Origin of the sequence: Vibrio ouci, assembly GCF_004551525.1 — a bacterium.
GTDB classification, from domain to species: Bacteria; Pseudomonadota; Gammaproteobacteria; order Enterobacterales; family Vibrionaceae; genus Vibrio; species Vibrio ouci.
Genome location: NZ_SATR01000007.1, coordinates 1 through 25,216, shown reverse-complemented (window position 1 = coordinate 25,216; position 25,216 = coordinate 1). Strand labels below are relative to the sequence as shown.

Below are 25,216 nucleotides of genomic sequence, written 5' to 3'. Positions count from 1 at the left end.
AGGGCCTAGCTCCTTAAGTAACCTTTACCGCGCATACTGGTGAGCATGAAGTTCAAGACCAGTGCGAGAGTAAGTAACACAATGCCGAGCGCGACACCTTGTGCAAATGCACCTTTATGGCTCTCCATTGCGATTGCAGTTGGAATATTACGAGTAATCCCCATGATGTTACCACCCACCATAGTAGAACAGCCGACTTCAGTAACAATACGAGAAAACGCAGCAATAGCAGCAGCAAGAAGAGGGAAGCGAGTTTCCCAGATCATGGTTGCTATAATGCGCGGAATAGACGCCCCAAGTGTGATGGACGTTTCAACCGCACGGCGATCGCTCGATTGCAATGCGCCATGCATCATTGAAACTAACACGGGGAAGCCTATGAGCATTTGACCTACGATCATTGCCTTTTGCGTAAATAGCATTTGCCAGTCTCCTAGCGGACCTGAACGTGACAGCATCATGTACAGGAGAAGGCCGATAACGACCGTTGGGATGGCTTGCAAAGTATTCACCAGTGATAGCAGTAACCATTTGCCTCTGAAGTTGGTGTACGCGAGGACAAACGATAACAAAATCGCTGGAAGTAAAACGATCGATATTGCAGATAGTGACACGCTAAAGGAGACCGCAACGATCTCCCAAAGCTCAGTATCAAAACTCACTAATAGCGTGAGCGCATCTAAGGTGGTTTGCCATAGGCTCATAGAGGGTTATTTCTCGTTCGCGTTTGCGACAAACAACTGCTTGCCGTGTAACTTGAACTTATTGATCAGATCTTGGCCGCGAGGGTTTACCAGCCAATCACTGAACTCTTTTGCACCTTGGTAGTTGATGCTTGGGTAGCGCTCTGGATTAACTAGGATAACTTGGTACGGGTTAAACAACTGCTTGTCACCTTGGAATAAGATCTCTAGATCAAGCTTGTTGTTGTATGCCAGCCAAGTACCACGGTCAGTCATGGTGTAGCCTTGCATTTCGTTCGCCATGTTGAGCGTTGGGCCCATACCTTGACCTACGCTGCGGTAGCCACCGAAGTTAGGTTCGATTTTGGTTTGTTCCCAGATGCCTTTTTCTTTCTTATGAGTACCAGAGTCGTCACCACGAGACACAAAAGTCACATTGCTATTTGCGATACTCTCAAATACATGAGCAACGTCTTTCTGAGAAGTAACTTTCGCTGGATCGTCATGTGGTCCAACGATAACAAAGTCGTTGTACATCAGTTTTCTTGGCAGAACGCCGTAGCCATTCTCAACAAAGTTAGCTTCTGCTTTTGGCGCATGTGTCATCACAAGATCCACATCGCCATTTTGTCCCATCTTAAGAGATTTACCTGTACCGGCGGCGATTACATCTACCTTGTAACCAGTATCTTTTTCAAATTCAGGGAGAAGATAGTCTAAAAGGCCAGAGTGGTAGGTACTGGTTGTAGTAGCGAGTCGGACGTGTGTGTTGTCGCCTGCTGCTGAAGCGGAATAACTAACCAAGGCCAAAGACGCTGTCGCGAGAGTAAAAGTGATTGCTTTCATGTTGTTTTTATCCGTTTTTTATTTGATTTCGGCTTTCCATTCTGAAATGTATAAAACCAATACCGTCAGTCAGTGTTATAAACTGGCACGCATATAAAGCAATCTTAATGCCAAAACTTTGTGACTATTTTCAAATGTAATTTCAATGACTTAGCATATTAAAATTTGATCTGGGACAAAATGTCTCACATTCGAAGAGTTGTGGCCTTATAAACTTGGTACACTCTGTCCCAATAACCTCATGAATAAGTAAAAGACTATGCCTGTGTCACTTGACCCACTTAAAGCATCTCAATACCAAGCTTTCTCTGTTCTTGTTGTAGACGATGAAATCGGTATGCAGACCATTCTAAACAAAGCATTAAGCAAATGGTTCGCGAAAGTAGATTGTGCAGGGAGTATAGAAGAAGCGGAAGCGCTTCGTCTTACCAATCACTATGACCTGATCGTTTTGGATATTAACCTTCCAGGTCGTTCGGGTATTGAGTGGGAAGAAGCGTTCAATGACCAGGATAAGAAAGCCGATGTGATTTTCATGACTGGCTACGCCGATCTTGAAACTGCGATTTCTGCATTAAAGCTGGGCGCATCTGACTTCATTCTAAAGCCGTTCAATTTAGACCAGATGCTACAAGCCGTACAACGTTGTATGGATAAGCGTCTTGAGCAAAGACATCAGCTTGCACTTAAGCACGAATTTAAGCGTCACATCAAAACAGAAATTGTGGGTGGGTCAGAAAAAACCAAACAGCTTAAGCAGTTAATTACTCAGTTCGCGCCTTCTAGAGCCTCAGTGTTAGTGGAAGGTGAGTCGGGCACAGGTAAAGAGCTGGTTGCCCGCGGTGTGCATGAAGCAAGCGGACGAAGTGGGCCGTTTGTTCCTATTAACTGTGGTGCCATTGCGCCAGAGCTTTTAGAAAGTGAGTTATTTGGTCACACAGCCGGCGCGTTTACCGGTGCAAAGAAAAGTCGCGAAGGTCTGTTCAGAGTCGCGAGTGGTGGCACCTTGTTTCTCGATGAAATTGGTGAAATGCCGTTAACTATGCAGTCGGCACTATTGCGAGTATTGGAGCAACGGACAATTAGACCTGTCGGTAGCGAGAAAGAAGTCACGGTCGATGTACGTGTCGTAGCGGCGACCAACCGTAATCTCCAAGAAGAAGTAAACAAAGGCAACTTTAGATCGGATCTTTATTATCGCTTAAACGTGCTGAAGATTGATGTTGCGCCACTTAAAGAGCGTAAGGCCGATCTTATTGAGCTAGTTCCATTCTTTACCAAAATGCTGATTGCCGAGCTTGGGATGCCGGACCCTAAGTGGGCCCATGAAGACATTCATGCAATGAACGACTACGACTGGCCGGGCAATATTCGCGAGCTGAAAAATCTGATTGAGCGCTGTATCTTACTCGGCAAGCCGCCAGCTCATTACTGGCGTGAAGTCAACGGCGAGCACCTTAAGCCTTCGATTACCATGACGGTATCGAGTGGCGCTGAACTGATTGAAATAAACGATGGCGTAACATCATCTGGCTACCCAAACACTTGGGCATTGAAAGAGGTCGAAAGGGCGCACATCGAGCAATTAGTTGATTTTCATGATGGCAATAAATCGGCCGCAGCCAGAGACTTAGGTGTTGCCCGCAAAACATTAGAGCGCAAATATAAAGAGTGGGACAGCGAGGGCTCTAGCTATGCCGACTAGTACGACGTTGTGGGGGAAATGGCGATATCGGTTCAAGACCATGGTTCGATATCGACTCATGTTTCTAACGTCTGCGCCGATTTTTCTCACCCTTATTGCTTTGATCGGTATTACTGTCTATTGGTCGATTCACTACACCTGGCAAAGTGCATTATTGGATGTTTCGGAGCGTTTGGGTGTTGCAGAAAACAGTATTGAGCTAATTCAAGAAAAGCAGGCGAACCATGTTAAAGCGTTTGCTGATTCCTATGAATTCATTACCCATGTCAGGGGTAAGAAACCAGACGAAGCAGAATTGCAACAATGGGTTGCCGAGCAGAGACATCGTTATAAGCTCGATTTTCTACGTTTTCACCGCGTCGATACGATCGAAAACAAGTTCCGCTTCTTGGATTTAACGCGTAAAGAGTCGTTTTTCGATGTCCTTACTGCCAAGGAGCTCAAAGAGCTCAGCCAAGATTTAACCATACGCGCTCAAACCCCGATCTTAGACGGCAATCAAGTTGAAGGGCGAGGTTTAGTCAGTCGCACCGTCATCCCTATCTACAATGAAACCAATGATCTGATTGGTTTCTTAGACGGCGGGTTGCTGCTAAATAACAGTACATCGCTGGTCGATACCATTCGTGACTTAATCTATCCGTCAAAAGGAGACAGTCTTCGCCCAGTCGGCACACTAACTGTGTTCTTAGATGATCTTCGTGTCAGTACTAATGTTCCGCTTAATAGTGAAGTTAGACAGGGCCGTGCTATTGGTACACGTGTTTCGCAAGAAGTAAAACAGTCGGTTTTGGTTGAAGGGCAAGAGTGGGTAAACCTAGCATTTGTTTATGATGCTTGGTACATCACTGCGTATAAGCCGCTTCACGACCAGTACGATAACGTCATTGGTATGCTGTATACCGGCTATCTTCTGTGGCCGTTTGTGACCACTTATATGACAAACATCGCTGAAGTGTCGATTACCACACTCTTCCTGCTCTTGATATCGAGTCTTCTGGTGTATCGCGGTTCTCGCGATCTGTTTGTACCGATAGAACACATCCACCGTGTGGTGAAGATGATTCAACTTGGCAAAGAGACGCGAATTGGCCATCTAGGCTTAGATGAGAACCACGAGCTGGCGATGCTAGCGAAGCAATTCGATAATATGCTCGACCTGCTTAAACAGCGCAAAAATGAGCTACAAAAAGCAGCTGAGGGTCTTGAATGTAAGGTTCAAGACCGAACCGCGAGTTTAAAGGAGAAAACCGAAGAACTTGAGCTTCATATCCAGTTATTAAACCAGACCAGAGATAAACTGGTTATCAGTGAGAAACTCGCGGCATTAGGTGAATTAACCGCAGGCATTGCCCATGAGATCAATAACCCTACGGCGGTGATACTTGGTAATGTTGAATTGATTCAATTTGAACTAGGCGATGACTCTAAAAGGGTGACAGAGGAAATCGAAGCGATTCATGCACAGATCGACCGTATCCGAAATATCACCCGAAGCTTACTCCAATACAGTCGTCAGGGTGGCGTGCAAGATGAGATCACTTGGCAGCACGTTAACCCAATTATTGAGGAAAGCGTGACCTTAGTGAAAACGGGCGCGAAGAAGCGGGACATTAGTTTTGAAACCCAGCTTGACGCTCACACCTGTGTAGAGGTCAATCGCCATCAATTGTTGCAGATACTTGTTAACCTACAGATGAATGGTATCCATGCAATGCAAGGTAAAGGTCGATTGGTCATTTCAAGCGAAGATTGGATTGAAGGCGGTAAGAGCCAAGGTGCGATCATCCACGTTCAAGATGAAGGGTGTGGAATCAAAGAAGAAAACCTTAAGCGAATCTTCTCTCCGTTTTATACCACTAAGCGAGAAGGTACTGGGCTTGGGCTATCTGTCTCTCAAAGTATCTTAAGTCAATCAGGTGGGGAGCTGAAAGTCGCCTCGGAGTGGGGTAAAGGAAGTGTATTTAGCATCTATTTACCGGAGCGCACTGAGAACGAGTTAAAGATAACAAACCTTTAAGTGAAGAATAGAGCAAATAAAAAAGCGGCCACAGAAATGGCCGCTTTTTCGTTTTCAAGGAGAGGAGTGTTCAATGAAAGAACGCTACTGATTGTTCGTTTTCGCCGCTAGTCTTTTCTTACAATCTTGATACTTAATCTTCTCTTCTAATGCTTTTGGCGGCATACCGCACTTGGCCAATACTTCCTTGTCATAGCACTTGTTGGATTTACCATGCAGACAAATGATTTCGTCATCTTGGTAAACAATATCCCCAGTATCCAATTGGCCGTATGTGTTATTGCCCCAAACTGAGTTGGAACTGAAAGTGCTCTTCGCTATTACAGCACTAGAAGTAACAGCCAGAAGGAGGGCGAACAAATATTTAGTCATGGTTGATACAGTTGCTATACAAATTAAGCGGGCGATTATATTGGGATTGAAAATGATTTCAAGCCAACGAAAAACGGCCAAACATGATAGTTTGGCCGTTGGTTATGAGGTAAGAGTGCGCTTAGTGGGCGAGCACCGCGATCTTCGGTGGGCTAATGTTATGTTTCTTAAACTCTTTCATCACCCTCAGGGTAATGTCGGTCTCAAACAACTTCTCATAGGCTGTATCAACCACATAAGCCTTACACGTTAACTGAATCGCTAGGTAGTTATCAGTAATAGTTTGCTTGACCAATACGGTTACAGGCTTTGGCAAGTGAATATAGCGACTCGATGAGGCTGCTTCTTGGATTAAATCACGCGCAAGGGTGATGTCTTCATCCATTCCCACGTAAAACGGAATCACCACCTGCATATCAAGTGCGCCATAGTTGCCACTGACGGTAACTTCACTTAAGAACTTGTTGTTTGGAATAGTGATGATGTCGTCGTTAAGTGTCCGCATACGTACTGAACGCAGACCGATAGCAATAATGTCTCCGTAGTTACCTTCAAACGTGACGCGGTCACCAACCTGAAACGGTCGATCAACCATTACCGTCATACCAGCGATGAAGGATGCCGCGAGGTCTTTTAATGCGAAACCGACCGATACAGCGAGCGTACCGCCAATCAGAGCCAATATTTGGTCGTTGATGCGGAAACTCATCATAAATACTAGAATACCGGCACTCATGTAGATGAAGAACTGCATGAATGATTGCAGCTTCTGTAGCAACATTCGGTACTGAGCAAACTGGCTACCGATACTCTCAACCATTGAGTTGATAAACTTGAGCAGTAACCAAGTTGCCGCGATCACCAAGAAAGAGAAGAACACGCCACTCCAGCGAATCAAACTGGCGATTTGAGTAATGTTATCGACATTAGCCATCTCTTCCGTTGCTAGCGCGGGAAGGGCGATAAACGATGACAAAATAACGAGTAGAAAACGAATCATATTATTTCACCAGTAAGTGTTGACGGTCGAGTACATTAGTAATGTGGCGGAACCAATGATCAGAGATACGAGCTTTATCTTCTGACCACTCAATATAGCCTCGGCTTTGGAAGTATCTTAACGTACCAGTTATCTCTGCAATGGTGAGCTGAGTACAGTCAGACAATACTTCTGGAGAAGCAATCTCCAACTGAACAATCGAGCGCAAAACAGCAAGCATTGGCTTAGGCATTTTTTCGAGCTCTTGCGATTCAGGCGCTTTAAACAAACGCACGTAAACTTGTTCAGTTTCTTTATCTTTATTTAGAGAGAAACGGAAAAAGCGCAACGCGACGGTTGGGTTACCATCAGAGTAATGCCAAAGAATACGGTAGAAGCCCTGTTTGGCACGCTCTTCCTCTGTACATTCTTCCTGGTCCCATTGCTTCGGTACCATTAATCCGTCAAACGAAAGGCGATAGTCGTCCGTTTGATTGATGCGCGTGTCGAGCAGCTGTCCAACTTGTTTTTCAGTCCAGCGAGGCAGGAAGCTGACTAAATCAAACAACAGACGTTCACCACGAGCACGGTCGACAAAACGCCAGCTCGCTTTCTCAATACCAAATACTACGCGGTGATTCTTACGCGAGCGACGCAGTAAGTTGGTAATACGGATAAGTTCGGCCAAACCACCGACCATCGGCTTAACCAGTCGCTGAGCATTATCAATCGCGATGAGGTAAGTGGTGTCACTTTTACGCAAATGGGCCAAGATTTGGATCTCTGTGGCATCTTCTTCTAGGCCAATGCTTACCGCAAGGTGAACCAGCAATTCTTTATAGCCAGCATAAGGGCAGCTTAAATAAATCGGCTCAGCATTCTTCACTCGACTAAGTAAAGAGCGCAGGGCAGTTGTCGTACCGGCGCCACGCTCACCAGATAGGATACAAACAGCAGGGCTGTCAGTTAGCAGGTATTGAGATAGCTGTTTGATCTCATCAGTGGCGTAATCAATCAATTCACTGTCTGCATTGCCAGGAAGAACATACTTAAATGTCGCATCACCACGGACTCGAACCAGCTTTTCTTGATTGCTGTGGCTATTGGTCTGTTTAGCCACTTCAATTCGAAACAGGTACGCCAGTGCTTGACTGAAGAAGCTAAAGCTCGAAAGCGCACCAACAATCTTGTGTTTTAGTACGTGGACCGACAACCAAACGATGGTAATGGCAGTAGCGACAATATTGAGTAGGAATGTATCTTTGCGGCTGATTGACCATTGAACCCAAACTGGGCGTTCAGGAATATGTGCAGCGGTCTCAAATACTTTTGTACGCCAAAGGCGCAGGACTGAAACAGTAACCAAGACAAACCAGAAGAACAGAGCGCTGTAGATCCAGTAATAGATGGTACCTTTACCAAGGGTGCGCATCGAGATTTGCAGGATTACGCCTGCGACAATAATGCTCCATACGTAACGACGGATGGTTGAAAGGCGCAAAGCAATAACTTCTGGGCTGGTAGTGCGGCTGTGGCGATAGGTCAGCTCAAGAATAAAGCTTACTGCGATCGAACCGCCGAGAATCCACCAAGTAAAAATCTCAAGGTATATAAGATGCTGAAGACTTGGAATACCTGACAGTACTCGCAAGGAAAGCGTAATACCGATCAGCCAAGCAATAGCGCGATTGGCACTACTAATGTACCAAACGACACGCACCCAGAAAGGAGGCTTATTCGAGTTTTCGACAAACGAAGATTTAAACAGTGCGATCAGGCGGCGGTTGTTCGCTAGCCACCAAACCAAGACAAAATAGATGAATAGAACCTTCAGCGCCGCCCAGATAACCGGAACAGGCGAAATTAGAAGGTCATTGATCAAAGACTTAAAGCTACGAATCTGAAAATGGAATAGGTATTCGCCATTTAGCTTAGTTAACTGCAGTTCACGCTTAAATTGCGTCACACCGTAAGGACCGAAGCCCGTTAGTTTTTCGCGTATCGCATTATCAGTCAGCTCAAGTAGGCGTTGTTTGCTTTGAGCCAAGCTATTTAATGTTAGATAGCTTGATTCTACTTCAAACCAAGTTTTATCGTTGCCGGATTCACGGTAAGAAGCTAAATGCTGATCAAATGAAACGCGCTGTTTGTCTTGCTCTTGCAAAACCGCGTTTAACAGCAGTGAAACTTTACGGTGATCCTTTGACGTCATAAACAGAGGATCAGGAATCTGGTTTACTTCATCTGCTATGTCACTGGCGACAGATTTAGCTTCTGGCACTGGCTGGAAGTCATAATCCCAGCTGGCATAAGAAAAACTAGAGATGAGTAGAGAAAAAATCACACATAAGCGTGTTATGGAACGCATAGAAATCTCTTAAATCTTATGAGGTTAGAGTTAGTTTAGCGACTTTCATACGAAAAGCGAACGATCGCTGGCAAAATATAAGCGCACAGCCTAATAGTCTTACACATAAGAATCGTCAGTGTAGTGTCATGAATCTATCGTAAAACAATGCTTGAAGTTAGACGCGGTAAACAGTAGTGTGGCGCGGTTTTTCATATTAAATAGGTAACGACATTGATTTCCACTAACAACATCACACAACAATTTGGTGCTAAGCCACTGTTTGAAAACATTTCAGTTAAGTTTGGTGAAGGTAACCGTTACGGCCTGATCGGTGCGAACGGCTGTGGTAAATCTACGTTCATGAAAATTCTAAGCGGTGAGCTAGAGCCAACGGGTGGTAACGTAAGTTACGATCCTAATGAACGTGTCGCTAAGCTAAATCAGGATCAGTTTGCTTACGAAGAGTTCACGGTAATCGATACGGTTATCATGGGTTACAAAGAGCTATGGAAAGTTAAACAAGAGCGTGACCGCATTTACTCTCTACCAGAGATGAGTGAAGAAGAAGGCATGTTAGTGGCTGATCTAGAAGTTCAGTTCGCAGAAATGGACGGTTACATGGCTGATGCTAAAGCAGGAGAACTTCTTCTTGCTGTAGGTATCCCAGAAGAGCAGCACTACGGTCTAATGAGTGAAGTTGCACCTGGTTGGAAACTGCGTGTTCTGCTTGCTCAAGTCCTGTTCGCTGACCCGCACATCATGCTTCTTGACGAACCAACCAACAACTTGGATATGGATACTATCCGTTGGTTGGAAGATACGTTGAACCAGCGTAACTGCACCATGATCATTATCTCGCACGACCGTCACTTCCTAAACTCAGTATGTACACACATGGCTGACTTAGACTACGGTGAGCTACGCGTGTACCACGGTAACTACGATGAGTACATGACAGCAGCTTCACAAGCTCGTGATCGTCTATTGTCTGACAACGCGAAGAAGAAAGCACAAATTGCTGAACTGCAAACTTTCGTCGCGCGTTTCTCTGCAAACGCATCTAAAGCGAAACAAGCAACGTCTCGTGCGAAACAGATCGATAAGATCCAGCTTGATGAAGTTAAAGCGTCAAGCCGTCAAAACCCATTCATCCGTTTTGAGCAGTCTAAAGAACTGTTCCGTAACGCTCTTGTGGTTGAAAACCTAAGCCAAGGCTTTGAAGACGATCTATTCAGCAAATTCGATGCTATCTTCGAAGTGGGTGAGCGCGTTGCAATCATCGGTGAGAACGGCGTGGGTAAAACGACACTACTAAATACACTAGCTGGCGTTCTAGAGCCGCGTACAGGTGAATACAAGTGGTCAGAAAACTCTAACATTGGTTACTACGCTCAAGACCATGCTCATGATTTTGAAGAAGACATGAACCTAATGGACTGGATGGGTCAATGGCGCCAAGAGGGTGATGACGAACAGGTACTACGTAGCTTCTTAGGTCGTATGCTTTTCTCGCAAGACGACATCAAGAAGTCAGTAAAAGTTCTGTCTGGTGGTGAGCAAGGTCGTATGCTTCTAGGTAAGATTCAGATGCACAAGCCAAACATGCTGCTAATGGACGAACCAACTAACCACATGGATATGGAATCTATTGAATCTTTGAACAACGCACTTGAGCAATACAAAGGTACACTGTTCTTCGTTTCTCATGACCGCGTATTCGTAGATTCTCTAGCGACACGTATTCTAGAAATCAAAGATGGCCAGATTCATGACTTCCGCGGCACATACGCTGAGTTCCTGAAAGCGCGTGGTATCGCAGGTTAATCGACCTGTAATTGTTTGATATAAAAAAGAGCCTCCTAGTGAGGCTCTTTTTATTTTTAAGCTCGATTTAGTATTTAAACTGCGAAACGATATTAGCCAATTTGTGGCTAACCCCTGATACTTGTTCGCTGCATCTTACAGAGCCTGATACGACTTCATAGGTGTCTCCGGCAAGGTGAGCGATTTGAGTGATGTTTCTGTCGATTTCAGCGGAAACCATCGATTGCTCTTCAGATGCCGTTGCTATCTGAGTGTTCATATCAAACATTTCACTGATTTGAGCACTGATGCTCTCTATCGCTGTCACGACATTCTCGGTATTAGCGTTAGTACCTTTTGCTTGAGCTAGGCTGTCGGACATCATGGCAACCGCTTCGTTAACACCATTGGTTAACGCAGTTACCGTAGATTCGATTTGATGCGTTGAGGTGTTCGTCATTTGAGAAAGCTGTCTTACCTCATCTGCTACAACAGCAAAGCCGCGGCCACTTTCACCTGCGCGCGCAGCCTCTATCGCAGCATTAAGAGCGAGTAGGTTGGTTTGCTCTGCGATTCCTTGAATGGTCGATACGACGTTATGGATCTCTCGGCTTTGCACTTCAAGACGCTCAATTTGGCTCTGAGAATTTTCTATCGATAGTGATAGCGAGGAAATCTCATCTCTCGTCGAGTGGGTGACACCCAAAGCATTATTCGCTTCGTTTTTCATTCGTTCAGCATTTTGCGCGGCGGATTCGATGTTGGCAGTAATCTCGTTACTGGTCATAACTAATTCATTCACAGCGGTTGCAACAGATTCTGATTCAGCTTTTTGCTGCTCGGCATTACTCATACTCTTAGTCGCTGCTTGTTCAGAACTGCATGAGCTCTCACTGAGTACATTCATCACTTGAGCAAGGTCTTTGATATGCACATGTAATTGACTGATGAAACTATCAAAGGAGTGTGCAAGTTGCGCTAATTCATCACTGCCTTTGGCATTCATACGCACCGTTAAGTCACCGTCACCAGAGGCGATATCGCGCATTAATACGTTGATCGCTTTAATGCGCTTAAGGATACTTCTGCCAATTAAAAACAGCAGTATCGACAATAGAGTCACCATGGTAAGGCCGATGATTTGTAGCTGTTGTTTGACACTGTCTGTCGCGCTCGTTACCTCACTAACGATCTCGCCTTGTAAAGCGGCGATAGACTCCTCCGTCTTATGGACATTATTACGCAATTTCCCGCGTAATCCTTCATTAGGGGATAAGCCAAGAACAATGTTCGCTTGTTTCAGCGCTTCCGCTTGTTGGCGGTAGGTTTGGAAATAATTGCTAATCGTAGGGTGCTCAATCAACTGCAGAGAGAAGCTCACCAGAGCATTTTTAAACGCCTCTTGGTTGTCAGTAGTTGGATTACTTAAATAGCGATAGTCTGCTTCCATCAATTCAAATAAAGTGACTTTCAATGGCAGATTTTGTAGTTCGATCGTTTTAGCTTTTAACTCACTGCGCGCAGTTGCCAGTAAGGATACGTAACTGTCGCTATTGCCTTCAATTCGCTTAGTTTGCGCGACAAGGGCATGGAACTGTTGCTGGTATTGCTGCAACGTTTGGGTAATCTCACTGGTTGATTGGGCGAACACCAATTCATGTGAGGCAAGCTGAGAAAATAGAGTGTTGAGCCTGCTATCCAACTGATCAAATGTTGTGTCAAAACGTTGGGTATATTTGTCATCCTTCCGGGCAAGGAAATCTTTTTCATGCCTTCTAAGCATTAACAGATCGATGCCGCTCGATAGGTTCTCTGAGGAGGCTTTTTCTAATGATTGTAGTCTTTGCAGACTGAGGTGTTCATAGTACCCGTAAGCACCAACAAAAAGTAGTAATGCAAGATTAATGAGAACCAGCTTTGCTCTTATTGATAAAGTTAAGCCATGTGTTTTTGTCGTGCTTGGATTTTCATCCATGAACACCTCCCTAGAAGCCAATGTCAACGTTGTTAGTTGATGAGTGTGTCATTTGTATGAATATTATGTGACACATATAAAACTAATAGTATATGAGTGAGGTATTGCAAGAAGTTGAATAAAAAAACGCACCGATAGCGGTGCGTTAGAATTGAATGATTGGGAGGAGGGTTATTGATTACCCTTAACGTCGAATTCGATTTTTTCAGCGCCGGTAAATACTTGAAAACGTAGACCTTTAGCTCGCGCAATGGTGGTAATACCAAATTTCTCAGCTAGCTCTAAACCCATTTGAGTTACCCCAGAACGAGACAGAAGCACTGGAATACCCATTTGCGCTACTTTGATCACCATTTCAGAGGTTAAACGCCCGGTGGTATAGAAAATTTTGTCTTCACCAGTTTGTTGGTTAAGCCACATTTCACCGGCCAGTGTATCAACAGCATTGTGACGGCCTACATCTTCAACGAAAGAGAGCACTTCATTGTCACGGCATACCGCACAGCCATGAACCGCGCCAGCCTTTTTATAGGTTTCGTTATAGTGGGTTAATGCTTCAAGGGCAGAGTAGATCTCTGACTGTTTAATTTGGATTTGTGGTACTTGGTAGTTCTCCAGTTGCTTCATCACGTTGCCGTACATAGTGCCTTGACCACAACCGGAAGTGACCGTTTTCTTTTTAAGTGCAGATTCAACTTGTTGAGTGTCTTCTTTAGTAATAACGGCGGCTGAGTGAGTTTCCCAATCGATAATGACAGACTCTAGAGAATCAGGATCTGAAATAAAGCTTTGGTTTTTCAAATAACCTAAAACCAGTGACTCAGGACGGGAGCCTAAAGTCATCAAGGTCACCACTTCTTTCCAGTTAAGCATAACGGTTAAAGGGCGCTCACAAGCGATCTGTTTGGTCAGCTTTTCTCCATATTCGTCGAAGACAACCACTTCGAGCGTCTGGAGAGGGTTTTCACTGGTTTTGATTATGTTTGGTTTAACCACGACGTATCCTATTCGATCTATCAGTATTATTTTTGCTACACGTTTCTTGCAAATAACGTTCCTATTACGGGAAAGCTCTAAGTTTAACTATCTCTTGTCACAAAGTGGCCGAACATGCACTAAGTTGAAATTAGGTAAAGGCTAAGTGTTTGGGTACAAATATTGCTTTGTGATGTGAACTATTTGCGAGAACTCTATTAGCCGAAACAACTTAATATCAAATTTCAAGCTGGTGAACCATGTCGAAACAAGAAACTGTGAGCCCAAAACTACACAAATCAGAAGAACTTTGGTCCATTGATTGTCAATTAGTCTCTCATGAGATTGCGACAGGGTTATGGACCACAACTCAATGGCAATTAAAGGGCTTTGAACTACAGCCTTCAGAGCTAAATGAATCGGTCGCGTTACTTCAACTGCATAGAGATGAACGAACCGACTACCGTTTCAATCTCAGTTCTGCTCAGCCTAAGTTGTTTTTAGTTTTAGATAATGTAGATAGTGATGAGCAACCAAACATCGTAACGCTGACAGCCTCTCAAAGTGTTGCTGGTCAGTATATGGATGGTGATTACCTAGTGCTTTCCAATGATATGCCTTTGGCTGTTCAAGCTTGGATGGAAGCCTTTATCGGTCGCCACGGAGAGCTACTAGAACAGAGACGTAAAAAGAGAAAAGGTGCGGGGCGCGCAAGTGGCAACTAGTTTTTTAAGTCGTTGGTCGAAAAGAAAGCTTGAAGGTGATGAAGCCGAACAACCAAGTGAGATTGTCGAGCCAACTGCGCCTGCCTCAGAAGATGTAGAAGGTATTGAAGATTCTCCAGTTGTGGAGCCAACGGAGAATACTGTAGCAACTGAAAGCACTGAGACACAGGAGTCTGAAGGCGGTGTTGCAGCATTACTTGCGTCAGAAGCGGAGTCAGCAGTTAAGAAGGCGGCGTTAAGAAAACTGTTTCTCTCGGGTGAGTTTAGCGCGGTTGATGGCCTCAATGATTATGATCATGACTATAAAGCCGTTAAGAGTCTATCTACTGAAGTGGCGAGTAAGCTGCGTGACTGGATGAATGCCGACGAAGAAGAGCAAGAAGAACAGGTAATTGAAGAGCCCTTGGCTCAGAATGAAGAGGACGTTGTGCCTGAAATCGAACAGGCACCGATGACTAGCGATGATGTAGCCAATAATCAAGATGACCAAGTGGGACAAAATATACCACACAAAAAATAGGTACATTTTGACTAATCAATCAACTAACGGGGTGGGACAATTTGTCTCACCCCGTTTTTTTGTCGCATGGAACTTTTAAAATGCTCACTAAGATACTGATTTTATGGGTATAAAAAGTTGGTACAGCATTTGCTAATACTCGCCTAAGTGAATATTCCGTTTCTAACTGGAACTGAGCAATGCTAAAACAACTATTACAACAATCTAATTCTGTAAATGGTAAAGCGCGTCTTTACGCATTTGAGAATACCGTTGAGCTGACAAATTTAATCCCACCTACAGTAAGCTACGAAAGTGGTGGTAATACGTTAATCGTTGGGCCTACTTCAATTATTGAAAGTGCGGCGCATCAATTAGAGCAAATGAAAAGTGTCACACTACTGTCTACTGATGGGGAGAAGGGCGAACATAGTAATTTGTACTACGCGAGCTCAGTTCAAGTATCTGGTTTTCTAGGTACGTTCACCGTAATCACTGAGAATAATGGCATAGAAAGCAATCTCGCTAAGGTTGCGCTAAATCATGACTGTTTCGATATCGTTTTAGATTTATGTCTTAACAGCTGTATGAATGAAGAAGTGCCTGTCCCTGGTTATTACCCAGTTGGTCGTGGATATCCAAAGCTCGCTGAGGCACTTGAAGAAATCCCTACCTTGATGGGCACGTTTGATAAACCAAAATTCTTCCGCCTTGATACCGACTTATGTGCACATAGCTCACGCGGTGTAAAAGGTTGTGATCGTTGTGTTGATGCGTGTCCTGCTGGCGCACTCTCAAGTGAAGGCAATGAGAAGACTGGGCATAGAATTGAGATTAATCCATATCTATGTCAAGGCGTTGGTACCTGTGCCACGGCTTGTCCTACTGAAGCGATTCATTACGCACTACCAAACCCACAAGATACGCAAAAGTTCATTGAACGCACGCTAGCGAATTATGAAGCTGAAGGTGGCGTTAATCCTATCGTGCTTATTTGTAGCTCACGTCATGAATCTTACAATGTTATGGCTCTTAAAGCGTTGCCTGATAACGTCATTCCCCTTGTGGTAGAAGAGCTTCCATCCATTGGGATCGATTCTTGGTTTGCTGCTTTAGCGAATGGCGCGACGCAAGTTCTCTTTGCAGCAAGCCGATTCATGCCTCAAACCATTCAACGAGTCCTTAATAGTGAAGTCGCGGTTGCTCAAGAGCTTCTGACTCAATTGGGTATCGCAAAAGAAACCATCGATATTTTATATCTAGAATCGCTTCGTGAAGGTGTGCCTACGCTGTGTACTGAGTCGTTTGATTTGGCACTTGGTGATTTAGAGGGCAACAAACGTCAACGTCTGTTTACGTCACTTGATGCGCTTGCTCAATCACGTATTCCCGTCGAAAACATTGTCGAGCTGCCGACCAATGCGCCATACGGCACCATTAGCTGTGAAAGCAAAGACTGTACGTTATGTATGAGTTGTGTGGCGGTATGTCCGACACGTGCACTACATACTGATGGAGCTTCGCCTTCACTTCAGTTTATCGAACAAGACTGTATTCAATGTGGCCTTTGTACTAAGGCTTGTCCGGAACAAGTTCTTAGCATGACACCGCGTATGAATTGGGACAAAGCCAGCCGTCAGCAAGCACAGGTCATTCACCAAGAAAAAGCAGCAGAGTGTGTTCGTTGTCATAAGCCATTCGCTCCACAGTCAATGATTGACATGCTGCAAAGTAAGTTACGTGGTCACTCTCATTTCGCTGATGAATCGGCGCTAAATCGCATTGCCATGTGTGAAGACTGCCGAGTGGTGGACATGTTTGAGTCAATGGCTGAAGACCCAACGAAACAACTGAATTACTAAGGCGAACTATCAATGGACAATCAACAACAAACCATTCGCGCTGACATTTACTTGATGCTTTCGACATTGTTTCGTCAGCAACCAACCAATGAGTTGATCGCGTTTCTATCAGAACTAGAAACCGAGCAGAGTGAAAGTGCAATGCAGCAAGCTTGGAACCAGCTTAAGCAAGCGGCTATAGAGAGCCAGCCACAAGCACTAGCTGATGAATACCAAGAGCTCTTCATCGGTATTGGCCGTGGAGAAGTCGTTCCATTTGCTTCTTGGCATTTAACCGGTTCGTTAATGGAAAAGCCACTTGCGTCTATCCGTCATGACCTAGCCTTACTTGGTTTAGAGCGAGAAGAGCAAGTTAAAGAACCTGAAGATCATTTCTCAGCATTGTGCGAAGTAATGTCGGTTCTAACAGGAGAGGAAGAGGAGCTTCAGCAGGTTTTCTTCAATAAACACCTGGGCACTTGGTTTGAGTCTTTAACCAAGCAAGTTAAGAGCGCGAAAAATGCAAACTTCTATCGCGCAGTTGCAGACCTTACTCAAGCGTTTATGGCGTTAGAGCAGGTGCGTTTTAGTGCCAATACTGCAAGCAGCAAAACCAAATTAAAAATTGATGTGAAAAATGTCACTGAGTACGAGCAAGCTCAGAAATAGCATCTCACATCGATAGCAATACCTACTAAAAGGGTAAGGAAGCAATAATGAAAGATAATAAAGAGTTAAACCAAAGCCGTAGGGACCTTCTCAAAGGCTTGACGACTGCAGCAGTTGCTGGAGCCGTAGTCGCTGGAACAACAAAAGTGGCTAGCGCTTCAGAGTCTGTAGCACCGAAAAAAGACGTTAAGAAGACGGGTTACCACGAAACTCAACACATTCGTGACTACTACGAAACGCTATAGGAGCTAACCGATGAAATTAGTCAAACGCTCCGATAACGTGAGCAAAGAACAAAATCAATTAGGTGTCTCGCGCCGCGCATTCATGAAAAACAGCTCGCTTGCTGCTGGTGGTGCTGTGGTTGGCGCCAGTCTTTTCGCACCGGGGATGATCAAAAAAGCGGAAGCTAAATCTATTGATCCAAACGCGAAAACCGAGATCAAACGTACGATCTGTTCTCACTGTTCAGTGGGCTGTGGTATTTATGCAGAGGTACAAAATGGTGTATGGACTGGTCAGGAACCTGCATTCGACCACCCATTCAATGCTGGTGGCCATTGTGCAAAAGGTGCAGCACTGCGTGAGCACGGCCATGGCGAACGCCGCCTTAAATACCCTATGAAGCTTGAAAACGGTAAGTGGAAGAAACTATCGTGGGACCAAGCGATCGAAGAGATTGGTAATAAAACACTAGAGATTCGTAAAGAGTCTGGCCCTGATTCGGTCTACTGGTTGGGTAGTGCGAAGCACAATAACGAACAAGCGTACATGTTCCGCAAAATGGCGTCTCTTTGGGGCACCAATAACGTTGACCACCAAGCGCGTATTTGTCACTCAACAACAGTTGCAGGTGTAGCAAACACTTGGGGCTACGGTGCAATGACAAACTCGTTCAATGACATGCACAACTGTAAATCGATGCTGTTCATTGGTTCAAACCCAGCTGAAGCTCACCCAGTAGCGATGCAGCACATCCTAATCGCAAAAGAGAAAAACAACTGTAAGATCGTTGTTGCCGATCCTCGCCGTACTCGTACTGCTGCGAAATCGGATCACTATGTGTCACTTCGTCCGGGTTCAGACGTTGCTTTCATCTGGGGTATTCTATGGCATGTGTTTGCTAACCAGTGGGAAGACAAAGAGTTCATTCGCCAACGTGTATTCGGCATGGATGAGATCCGTGAAGAAGTCGCTAAATGGAACCCAGCAGAAGTTGAACGCGTAACGGGTGTGACTGAAGCCGAAGTGTACCAAACTGCGAAGCTTCTATCTGAAAACCGTCCAGGTTGTGTTGTTTGGTGTATGGGTGGTACTCAACACACCACTGGTAACAACAACACTCGTGCATACTGTGTGCTTGAGCTAGCGCTGGGTAACATGGGTAAATCAGGCGGCGGTGCGAACATTTTCCGTGGCCACGATAACGTACAAGGCGCGACGGACCTTGGTGTATTGTCTCATACACTTCCTGGTTACTACGGTCTTTCAGACGGTGCTTGGAAGCACTGGTCAAAAGTTTGGGATCTTGACCATGCGTGGGTTCAGAACCGCTTTGATCAAAACGAATACCGCGGTAAGAAACCAATGAACAACATGGGTATCCCTGTTTCTCGTTGGATTGATGGCGTATTAGAAAACAAAGACAACATCGAACAGAACGACAACATTCGCGCTATGTTCTACTGGGGTCACGCGGTTAACTCGCAGACTCGTGGCGTTGAGATGAAGAAGGCGATGCAGAAGCTGGATATGATGGTTATCGTTGACCCATACCCAACAGTTGCAGCGGTAATGAACGATCGTACTGACGGCGTTTACCTTCTACCTGCGACGACTCAATTCGAAACTTACGGTAGTGTGACAGCATCAAACCGCTCAATTCAGTGGCGTGACAAAGTTGTCGACCCATTGTTTGAGTCTAAGCCTGACCACGAAATCATGTACCTTCTAACCAAGAAACTTGGCTTTGCAGATCAGCTGTTCAAAAACGTTAAAGTTGAGAATAACCAACCACTAATCGAAGACATTACTCGCGAATTCAACAAAGGTATGTGGACGATCGGTTACACGGGTCAAAGCCCAGAGCGTCTAAAAGCACACCAACAAAACTGGCATACGTTCCACAAAACGTCTCTAGAAGCAGAAGGTGGCGTTGTGCATGGCGAGACTTACGGTCTACCGTGGCCATGTTGGGGTACGCCTGAAATGAAGCACCCTGGTACGCACATCCTATACGATACATCTAAACCTGTTGCTCAAGGTGGTGGTAACTTCCGTGCACGCTTCGGTGTTGAATACGAAGGAACGAACATTCTTGCAGAAGACAGCTACTCGAAAGGCTGTGAGATTGAAGATGGCTACCCAGAATTCAGTGATAAGTTACTGAAGTCTCTAGGTTGGTGGGATGATCTAACCGCTGAAGAAAAAGCAGCTGCTGAAGGCAAAAACTGGAAAACTGACCTTTCTGGTGGTATCCAACGCGTTGCAATCAAACACGGTTGTATTCCTTTTGGTAATGCGAAAGCGCGTGCTGTTGTGTGGACATTCCCAGACCGAGTGCCACTTCACCGTGAGCCGCTTTACACGCCTCGTCGTGATCTTGTTGCTGATTACCCAACATGGGATGACAGCGAGTCTATCTACCGTCTACCGACAATGTATAAGTCTATTCAAGATCAAGACAAGTCTGGCGAGTACCCAATCATCCTGACTTCTGGTCGTCTGGTTGAATACGAAGGTGGTGGTGAAGAAACGCGTTCTAACCCATGGCTAGCAGAACTACAGCAAGAGATGTTTGTTGAAGTGAACCCGAAAGATGCTAATGACCTTGGCTTCAAAGATGGCGACATGGTTTGGGTTGAAGGTGCAGAGAAAGGCCGTATTCACGTTAAAGCAATGGTCACACGCCGCGTTAAGCCGGGTCTGGCATTTATTCCATTCCACTTCGGCGGTAAGTTCCAAGGTGAAGACCTACGAGCTAAGTACCCAGAAGGTGCTGATCCATACGTAATTGGTGAATCTGCCAACATCGCAACGACTTACGGCTATGATCCTGTGACACAAATGCAGGAAACCAAAGTCACCCTATGTAACATTCGCAAAGCTTAAGGAGTCAACAGATGGCTAGAATGAAATTCCTTTGTGACACTAAGCGCTGCATCGAATGTAACGGCTGTGTCACTGCATGTAAGAACGAAAACGATGATGCGCTAGAGTGGGGTATTCAACGTCGCCGTGTGGTAACACTTAACGACGGTGAGCCGGGTGAAAACTCGATTTCTGTTGCTTGTATGCACTGTACTGACGCGCCATGTATGGCAGTTTGTCCTGCTGACTGTTTCGAACACACAGAAGATGGCATCGTGCTTCACAATAAAGATCTTTGTATCGGTTGTGGTTACTGTCTGTTTGCTTGTCCGTTTGGCGCTCCTCAGTTCCCTAAACAAGAAGCGTTTGGTGAGCGTGGCAAGATGGACAAATGTACCTTCTGTGCCGGCGGTCCTGAAACTGAAACAGGCTCAGTAGAAGAGCGTCAGAAATACGGTGCGAACCGTATTGCTGAAGGCAAACTACCAATGTGTGCTTCACTATGTTCAACGAAAGCGCTTCTAGCGGGTGATGCAGAGAAAGTCTCTGATATCTTCCGTCAGCGTGTTGTAGAGCGCGGTGCGAAAGGCGCGGGTTGGACAGACGGTAACGATCTGTCTTACGACGCAACGAAAAGCTAAGACTGGAGAGATACATGTTTTCAATGTTTAAACGTGCATCTCTTGTAATGCTGTCTATGATGGCAGCATTACTGTTTGCTTTGTCGTTGCCTGCGCATGCTGAGCAAAAAGAGTCTGAAGTTGCACAACGTGAAATGACCCAATTGGCTGGTGCCGATTTTTGGCGTCAAGTTCGTGATGGTGAAGTAGGCTACACAACATCTCAGTCCCCAGAGCACGGAATGCTGATTAGTACCCCGGGTCAAACCTGGTACATTTTGAAAGAAAAATGGATGTCACCAGCGGGAGCTGTTGCGATATTCGGTAGTATTGCCTTTGTCACCATGATGTATATCGTCATTGGTCCGCTAATGTTAAGCGCGCCTAGAACGGGTAAGAAAATTAAGCGTTGGTCTCGACTCGATCGAGCTCTCCACTGGAGCATGGCGTTTACCTTCTTAACACTAGCGTTTAGTGGCTTGATGCTGGTTTATGGTAAGCATTTCCTAAAACCTTACATCCCGTCTGAGTTGTGGGGCTTCATCATTATGTTGGCGAAGCAATACCACAACTATATTGGTCCAATCTTCTACGTATTACTACTCTGCGTGCTTGTGAAGTGGTGGCGTAAATCGACCTTTAAGAAGATTGATATTGCTTGGTTCATGAAACTCGGCGGCATGGTGGGTAAGCACAAGGGATCGCACCCTTCGGCTGAGTTCTCTAACGCGGGTGAAAAAGCGCTATTTTGGCTACTGATTGTGGTTGGTACCGTGGTGGCACTGAGCGGCTTAGTGCTAGATTTCCCTATTTTCGGTCAAACACGCCGTGATATGGAGTTTTCAAACCTTGTTCACATGCTTGCAGCTTTGATCCTAATTTGTGGTTTTGTTTTCCATATCTACATCGGTTTGTTTGGCATGGAAGGCGCGCTAGAAGGTATGGTTACTGGTGAAGTCGATGAGACTTGGGCGAAAGAGCACCATGACTTATGGTACGAAGAAGTCATGGCAAAAGAGCGTGAAGAGCAGGGCAATGTAGCGGTTAAAGAAGTAAAAGGAGCGCCAACAAATGAACAAGCCTAACAAAGGTATTTGGGTCGCGTATATTCTTAGCTTTTTTACCCCATTTACTTGCCTGATCTCAGGTGTAGTTGCGATCATCTACGCGGGATATCGACTAGATAAAGGCGATGATGGCGAGATCATTGATTCACATTACTATGGTCTGATTCGCTCATTTTTCTTGAACCTAACCTATTTTGTTGTGCTGATTATTACCGTCGCTACATCAAATGGCGTATTAGTTGGCCTAAACGACTATTGGTACAAGAGCCACATCATTGATGAGATCGCCTATTACATTCCATACGTTGGTATGGTGTTTGGCATGGTCGCAATCGTTTTTTGGCTATTGCGAATGATCCAAGGTATGAAAAAGCTACAAGCCAATGAGCCATTCAGTTTTTCTAAAGGGCCTAACCTTTAATAAACGCGGTACTCAAAAGCTAAAGTCTCAAGCCCTGACATTGTCAGGGCTTTTTATTTTGCACCACAAGCAATCGCATTGTTCTGGTGCATGCTCACCAAATCTGTGCGAATTAATATATAGATTGTTTGTATGGTGCAATGGTCACGAATTGCACCTGCATATAAAATACCCCTAATTCAATTACTTAGTCGGAATCTATAAAATCATCAGTTAATGGCATACAACTTGCCACATCCGGTCTACTAGCGAGCTCACCACAATGGTGAGCTCGATTATTTGATGCACAGGTAAAGTGCGCAACAACAGAATGGAGACATATACGGATGAGCGTCACAGCCAGTCAGGTTCACGGAGCGGTTCAAACTCTGACTCAAAGTTCAGACACACTATTTCTTTTACTCGGGGCGATTATGGTGTTCCTGATGCACGCGGGTTTTGCTTTCCTTGAAGTAGGGACGGTGCGCCATAAGAATCAGGTCAATGCGTTGGTAAAGATTCTTGCTGACTTTGGTATCTCAGCACTCGCGTATTTCTTTATCGGTTATTGGGTTGCCTATGGAGCGAACTTCTTTGCTGATGCACAAACGCTGTCGCAAGGAAATGGATATGAACTGGTGAAGTTCTTTTTTCTGCTAACCTTTGCGGCAGCTATTCCGGCGATAGTATCCGGAGGCATCGCGGAACGTGCGCGTTTTTACCCTGTATTGATCGCGACGTTCTTTACTGTCGGGCTGGTTTATCCGGTATTTGAAGGGATGATCTGGAACGGTAATTTTGGCTTACAAGCATGGTTTGAGTCCCAGTTCGGTTACGGTTTTCATGACTTTGCGGGATCTGTTGTGGTTCACGGTGTCGGCGGCTGGATTGCCTTAGTTGCTGTTATTTTTCTAGGTATGCGTAAAGGTCGTATTCGCGCGGGTAAACACACCAACTTTGCCCCTTCTAACATTCCATTTTTAGCGTTAGGTGCATGGATTCTTTGTGTCGGTTGGTTTGGCTTCAATGTGATGTCAGCGCAGACGCTCAATGGGATCAGTGGTTTGGTCGCAATGAACTCTCTAATGGCCATGGTTGGCGGTATAGTCGCAGCGTTAATTGCAGGTAAAAATGACCCAGGCTTTATTCATAACGGTCCTTTAGCGGGATTAGTCGCGATCTGTGCAGGCTCAGATTTAATGCACCCAATTGGCGCTCTGATTACTGGTGCTATTGCTGGAGCCTTGTTTGTCTATCTGTTCACCTACTTACAAAACAGAACCAAGATTGATGATGTGCTTGGCGTGTGGCCATTACATGGCGTTTGTGGCGCGTGGGGCGGCGTTGCTGCGGGTATCTTTGGCCAAACGGCTTTAGGCGGGCTAGGAGGGGTTAGTTTGACTGTTCAGGTGCTAGGAACCGTCACTGGTATTGCGGTGGCTGTGATTGGCGCGCTGATTGTCTACGGCATTATCGACAAGCTATCAGGTCTACGCCTTTCAGAAGAGGATGAGTTCAATGGTGCTGACCTAGCGATTCATAAAATATCCTCGACGAGTGAAGATTAATCATTTATCAAATCAAACAATTGAGGCAGCTATGATGGCTGCCTTTTTGTTTAACCTCACAAAAACTAGGTTAAAAATCGCGAGTTCGACTATGGTCTAACTTCGAATACTAGGGAAGATAAACATACGATGCTAAGCTAACCTCACGAACACTAATAAGGATGTAGTATGAACTTCCCATATCGTAATGTCGTTGTATTGACAGGTGCAGGAATCTCAGCGGAGTCGGGGATTCAAACATTTCGAGCTCAGGATGGTCTTTGGGAAAATCACCGAATTGAAGACGTTGCGACACCCGAAGGGTTTGAACGTAATCCTGATCTTGTTCAAGACTTTTATAACCAGCGTAGACTTGGGCTGCAAAATCCATCGATTGAACCCAATGCAGCGCATATCGCGTTAGGTGAGCTTGAAAAGCAGTTGGATGGTAGCGTTACCATCATTACGCAAAACATCGACAACCTGCACGAACGTGGCGGCAGTGATAATGTAATTCATATGCACGGTGAGCTACTAAAAGCGCGTTGTAGTGAATCTAATCAAGTGATCGAAGAGAAAGGCGAGATTAAAACAGGCGATCTTTGCCATTGTTGTCAAATACCATCACAAATGCGCCCTCATGTGGTCTGGTTTGGTGAAATGCCACTGAGAATGGGCGATATCTATTCCTCACTAGAAGAAGCGGACCTTTTCATCTCCATCGGTACATCTGGCGTGGTATACCCAGCAGCGGGTTTTGTACATGACGCGAAAATGCATGGTGCTCATACGATTGAAATCAATCTAGAGCCGAGTGCGGTCGAGAGTGAATTTGAAGAAAAGCGCTACGGTAAAGCGAGTATTGAAGTCCCGCGACTAGTCAAAGAGATTCTAGCTTTACATGTACTAATTCAGACCTGATCTGACAGTTACCCACTTTTCGACTCGGTGCCTGTCAGATTATATCTGGGCTAGATTCTTTTCAGCCCAGATTGATTTCCCATCTTCTAATGTTTCTATAGGCGTCCTGCCACAGCACATTTTTCCTTG

21 protein-coding genes are annotated in these 25,216 nt (G+C 45.2%); 14 read left to right on the top strand and 7 right to left on the bottom strand.

The window, feature by feature from the left end:
* Positions 1-5: 5 nt before the first annotated feature.
* Positions 6-704 carry an ABC transporter permease gene (locus ELS82_RS06590; RefSeq protein WP_134834779.1) on the bottom strand — a complete coding sequence of 233 codons (699 nt, stop codon included), beginning with the start codon at positions 702-704 and terminating at the stop codon, positions 6-8.
* Positions 705-710: 6 nt separating this feature from the next.
* On the bottom strand, positions 711-1,529 hold the full coding sequence (locus tag ELS82_RS06585) for an ABC transporter substrate-binding protein (protein ID WP_134834778.1): 819 nt from the start codon (positions 1,527-1,529) through the stop codon (positions 711-713).
* Between the two features lie 259 nt (positions 1,530-1,788).
* Between ELS82_RS06585 and ELS82_RS06580 the strand changes: the two genes are divergently transcribed.
* Together ELS82_RS06580 and ELS82_RS06575 are read left to right on the top strand one after the other, a co-directional pair.
* Positions 1,789-3,234, top strand: coding sequence for a sigma-54-dependent transcriptional regulator (locus ELS82_RS06580; RefSeq protein ID WP_134834777.1), 1,446 nt, complete (start codon positions 1,789-1,791; stop codon positions 3,232-3,234).
* The gene (locus ELS82_RS06575) at positions 3,224-5,254 is read left to right on the top strand and encodes a cache domain-containing protein (RefSeq protein WP_134834776.1); all 2,031 of its coding nucleotides are present in this window, start codon (positions 3,224-3,226) and stop codon (positions 5,252-5,254) included. Before ELS82_RS06580 ends, ELS82_RS06575 begins: the two co-directional genes overlap by 11 nt.
* Positions 5,255-5,338: 84 nt before the next feature.
* Here ELS82_RS06575 and ELS82_RS06570 read toward each other — a convergent pair whose 3' ends face one another.
* From ELS82_RS06570 to ELS82_RS06560, 3 genes are all read right to left on the bottom strand, one after another.
* The gene (locus tag ELS82_RS06570) at positions 5,339-5,626 is read right to left on the bottom strand and encodes a hypothetical protein (protein ID WP_134834775.1); all 288 of its coding nucleotides are present in this window, start codon (positions 5,624-5,626) and stop codon (positions 5,339-5,341) included.
* Between the two features lie 121 nt (positions 5,627-5,747).
* Positions 5,748-6,626: a mechanosensitive ion channel family protein gene (locus tag ELS82_RS06565; protein ID WP_134834774.1), complete on the bottom strand. Its 879-nt coding sequence runs from the start codon at positions 6,624-6,626 to the stop codon at positions 5,748-5,750.
* A gap of 1 nt (position 6,627) precedes the next feature.
* Entirely contained in the window at positions 6,628-8,973 is a 2,346-nt protein-coding gene (locus tag ELS82_RS06560; RefSeq protein ID WP_134834773.1) for an ATP-binding protein, read from the bottom strand.
* 213 nt (positions 8,974-9,186) lie between these two features.
* Here ELS82_RS06560 and ELS82_RS06555 point away from each other — a divergent pair, with 213 nt between their 5' ends.
* On the top strand, positions 9,187-10,779 hold the full coding sequence (locus tag ELS82_RS06555; RefSeq protein ID WP_134834772.1) for an ABC-F family ATPase: 1,593 nt from the start codon (positions 9,187-9,189) through the stop codon (positions 10,777-10,779).
* Between the two features lie 67 nt (positions 10,780-10,846).
* Here the strand turns inward: ELS82_RS06555 and ELS82_RS06550 are convergent, their stop codons facing one another.
* Both ELS82_RS06550 and fdhD read right to left on the bottom strand, forming a co-directional pair.
* On the bottom strand, positions 10,847-12,733 hold the full coding sequence (locus ELS82_RS06550) for a methyl-accepting chemotaxis protein (protein WP_134834771.1): 1,887 nt from the start codon (positions 12,731-12,733) through the stop codon (positions 10,847-10,849).
* Between the two features lie 171 nt (positions 12,734-12,904).
* Complete coding sequence (gene fdhD / locus ELS82_RS06545) at positions 12,905-13,729, bottom strand: formate dehydrogenase accessory sulfurtransferase FdhD (RefSeq protein ID WP_134834770.1); 825 nt, start codon at positions 13,727-13,729, stop codon at positions 12,905-12,907.
* 239 nt (positions 13,730-13,968) lie between these two features.
* Here fdhD and ELS82_RS06540 point away from each other — a divergent pair, with 239 nt between their 5' ends.
* The 11 genes from ELS82_RS06540 to cobB all read left to right on the top strand — a co-directional run bounded on the left by ELS82_RS06540 (position 13,969) and on the right by cobB (position 25,087).
* Complete coding sequence (locus ELS82_RS06540; protein WP_134834769.1) at positions 13,969-14,433, top strand: DUF3305 domain-containing protein; 465 nt, start codon at positions 13,969-13,971, stop codon at positions 14,431-14,433.
* Positions 14,423-14,953, top strand: a complete 531-nt coding sequence (locus ELS82_RS06535; protein ID WP_134834768.1) for a DUF3306 domain-containing protein — start codon at positions 14,423-14,425, stop codon at positions 14,951-14,953. Before ELS82_RS06540 ends, ELS82_RS06535 begins: the two co-directional genes overlap by 11 nt.
* A 179-nt stretch (positions 14,954-15,132) precedes the next feature.
* Positions 15,133-16,794 carry a 4Fe-4S dicluster domain-containing protein gene (locus ELS82_RS06530; protein ID WP_134834767.1) on the top strand — a complete coding sequence of 554 codons (1,662 nt, stop codon included), beginning with the start codon at positions 15,133-15,135 and terminating at the stop codon, positions 16,792-16,794.
* 12 nt (positions 16,795-16,806) lie between these two features.
* Entirely contained in the window at positions 16,807-17,442 is a 636-nt protein-coding gene (locus ELS82_RS06525) for a TorD/DmsD family molecular chaperone (protein ID WP_134834766.1), read from the top strand.
* 47 nt (positions 17,443-17,489) lie between these two features.
* Positions 17,490-17,687 (top strand): twin-arginine translocation signal domain-containing protein, encoded by a 198-nt coding sequence (locus tag ELS82_RS06520; RefSeq protein ID WP_167489251.1) that lies wholly within the window; start codon positions 17,490-17,492, stop codon positions 17,685-17,687.
* Positions 17,688-17,697: 10 nt separating this feature from the next.
* Positions 17,698-20,553: a formate dehydrogenase subunit alpha gene (locus tag ELS82_RS06515; protein WP_134834764.1), complete on the top strand. Its 2,856-nt coding sequence runs from the start codon at positions 17,698-17,700 to the stop codon at positions 20,551-20,553.
* A gap of 11 nt (positions 20,554-20,564) precedes the next feature.
* Entirely contained in the window at positions 20,565-21,173 is a 609-nt protein-coding gene (fdh3B, locus tag ELS82_RS06510) for a formate dehydrogenase FDH3 subunit beta (RefSeq protein ID WP_134834763.1), read from the top strand.
* A 14-nt stretch (positions 21,174-21,187) separates the two neighbouring features.
* On the top strand, positions 21,188-22,237 hold the full coding sequence (locus tag ELS82_RS06505; protein ID WP_134834762.1) for a formate dehydrogenase subunit gamma: 1,050 nt from the start codon (positions 21,188-21,190) through the stop codon (positions 22,235-22,237).
* Positions 22,224-22,640 carry a hypothetical protein gene (locus ELS82_RS06500; protein WP_134834761.1) on the top strand — a complete coding sequence of 139 codons (417 nt, stop codon included), beginning with the start codon at positions 22,224-22,226 and terminating at the stop codon, positions 22,638-22,640. Before ELS82_RS06505 ends, ELS82_RS06500 begins: the two co-directional genes overlap by 14 nt.
* 326 nt (positions 22,641-22,966) lie before the next feature.
* Positions 22,967-24,187, top strand: a complete 1,221-nt coding sequence (locus ELS82_RS06495; protein ID WP_134834760.1) for an ammonium transporter — start codon at positions 22,967-22,969, stop codon at positions 24,185-24,187.
* 168 nt (positions 24,188-24,355) lie between these two features.
* Positions 24,356-25,087, top strand: coding sequence for a Sir2 family NAD+-dependent deacetylase (cobB, locus tag ELS82_RS06490; RefSeq protein WP_134834759.1), 732 nt, complete (start codon positions 24,356-24,358; stop codon positions 25,085-25,087).
* Positions 25,088-25,216: the final 129 nt, after the last annotated feature.

Bases quoted from the DNA above. Each gene is read 5' to 3' on its own strand.
- ELS82_RS06500 (WP_134834761.1), top strand. From the start codon at position 22,224: ATGAACAAGCCTAACAAAGGTATTTGGGTCGCGTATATTCTTAGCTTT.
- ELS82_RS06530 (WP_134834767.1), top strand. From the start codon at position 15,133: ATGCTAAAACAACTATTACAACAATCTAATTCTGTAAATGGTAAAGCG.
- ELS82_RS06575 (WP_134834776.1), top strand. From the start codon at position 3,224: ATGCCGACTAGTACGACGTTGTGGGGGAAATGGCGATATCGGTTCAAG.
- cobB (WP_134834759.1), top strand. From the start codon at position 24,356: ATGAACTTCCCATATCGTAATGTCGTTGTATTGACAGGTGCAGGAATC.
- fdh3B (WP_134834763.1), top strand. From the start codon at position 20,565: ATGGCTAGAATGAAATTCCTTTGTGACACTAAGCGCTGCATCGAATGT.
- ELS82_RS06505 (WP_134834762.1), top strand. From the start codon at position 21,188: ATGTTTTCAATGTTTAAACGTGCATCTCTTGTAATGCTGTCTATGATG.
- ELS82_RS06520 (WP_167489251.1), top strand. From the start codon at position 17,490: ATGAAAGATAATAAAGAGTTAAACCAAAGCCGTAGGGACCTTCTCAAA.
- ELS82_RS06585 (WP_134834778.1), bottom strand. From the start codon at position 1,529: ATGAAAGCAATCACTTTTACTCTCGCGACAGCGTCTTTGGCCTTGGTT.
- ELS82_RS06540 (WP_134834769.1), top strand. From the start codon at position 13,969: ATGTCGAAACAAGAAACTGTGAGCCCAAAACTACACAAATCAGAAGAA.
- ELS82_RS06565 (WP_134834774.1), bottom strand. From the start codon at position 6,626: ATGATTCGTTTTCTACTCGTTATTTTGTCATCGTTTATCGCCCTTCCC.
- ELS82_RS06550 (WP_134834771.1), bottom strand. From the start codon at position 12,733: ATGGATGAAAATCCAAGCACGACAAAAACACATGGCTTAACTTTATCA.
- ELS82_RS06580 (WP_134834777.1), top strand. From the start codon at position 1,789: ATGCCTGTGTCACTTGACCCACTTAAAGCATCTCAATACCAAGCTTTC.
- ELS82_RS06560 (WP_134834773.1), bottom strand. From the start codon at position 8,973: ATGCGTTCCATAACACGCTTATGTGTGATTTTTTCTCTACTCATCTCT.
- ELS82_RS06515 (WP_134834764.1), top strand. From the start codon at position 17,698: ATGAAATTAGTCAAACGCTCCGATAACGTGAGCAAAGAACAAAATCAA.
- ELS82_RS06590 (WP_134834779.1), bottom strand. From the start codon at position 704: ATGAGCCTATGGCAAACCACCTTAGATGCGCTCACGCTATTAGTGAGT.
- ELS82_RS06525 (WP_134834766.1), top strand. From the start codon at position 16,807: ATGGACAATCAACAACAAACCATTCGCGCTGACATTTACTTGATGCTT.
- ELS82_RS06570 (WP_134834775.1), bottom strand. From the start codon at position 5,626: ATGACTAAATATTTGTTCGCCCTCCTTCTGGCTGTTACTTCTAGTGCT.
- ELS82_RS06495 (WP_134834760.1), top strand. From the start codon at position 22,967: ATGAGCGTCACAGCCAGTCAGGTTCACGGAGCGGTTCAAACTCTGACT.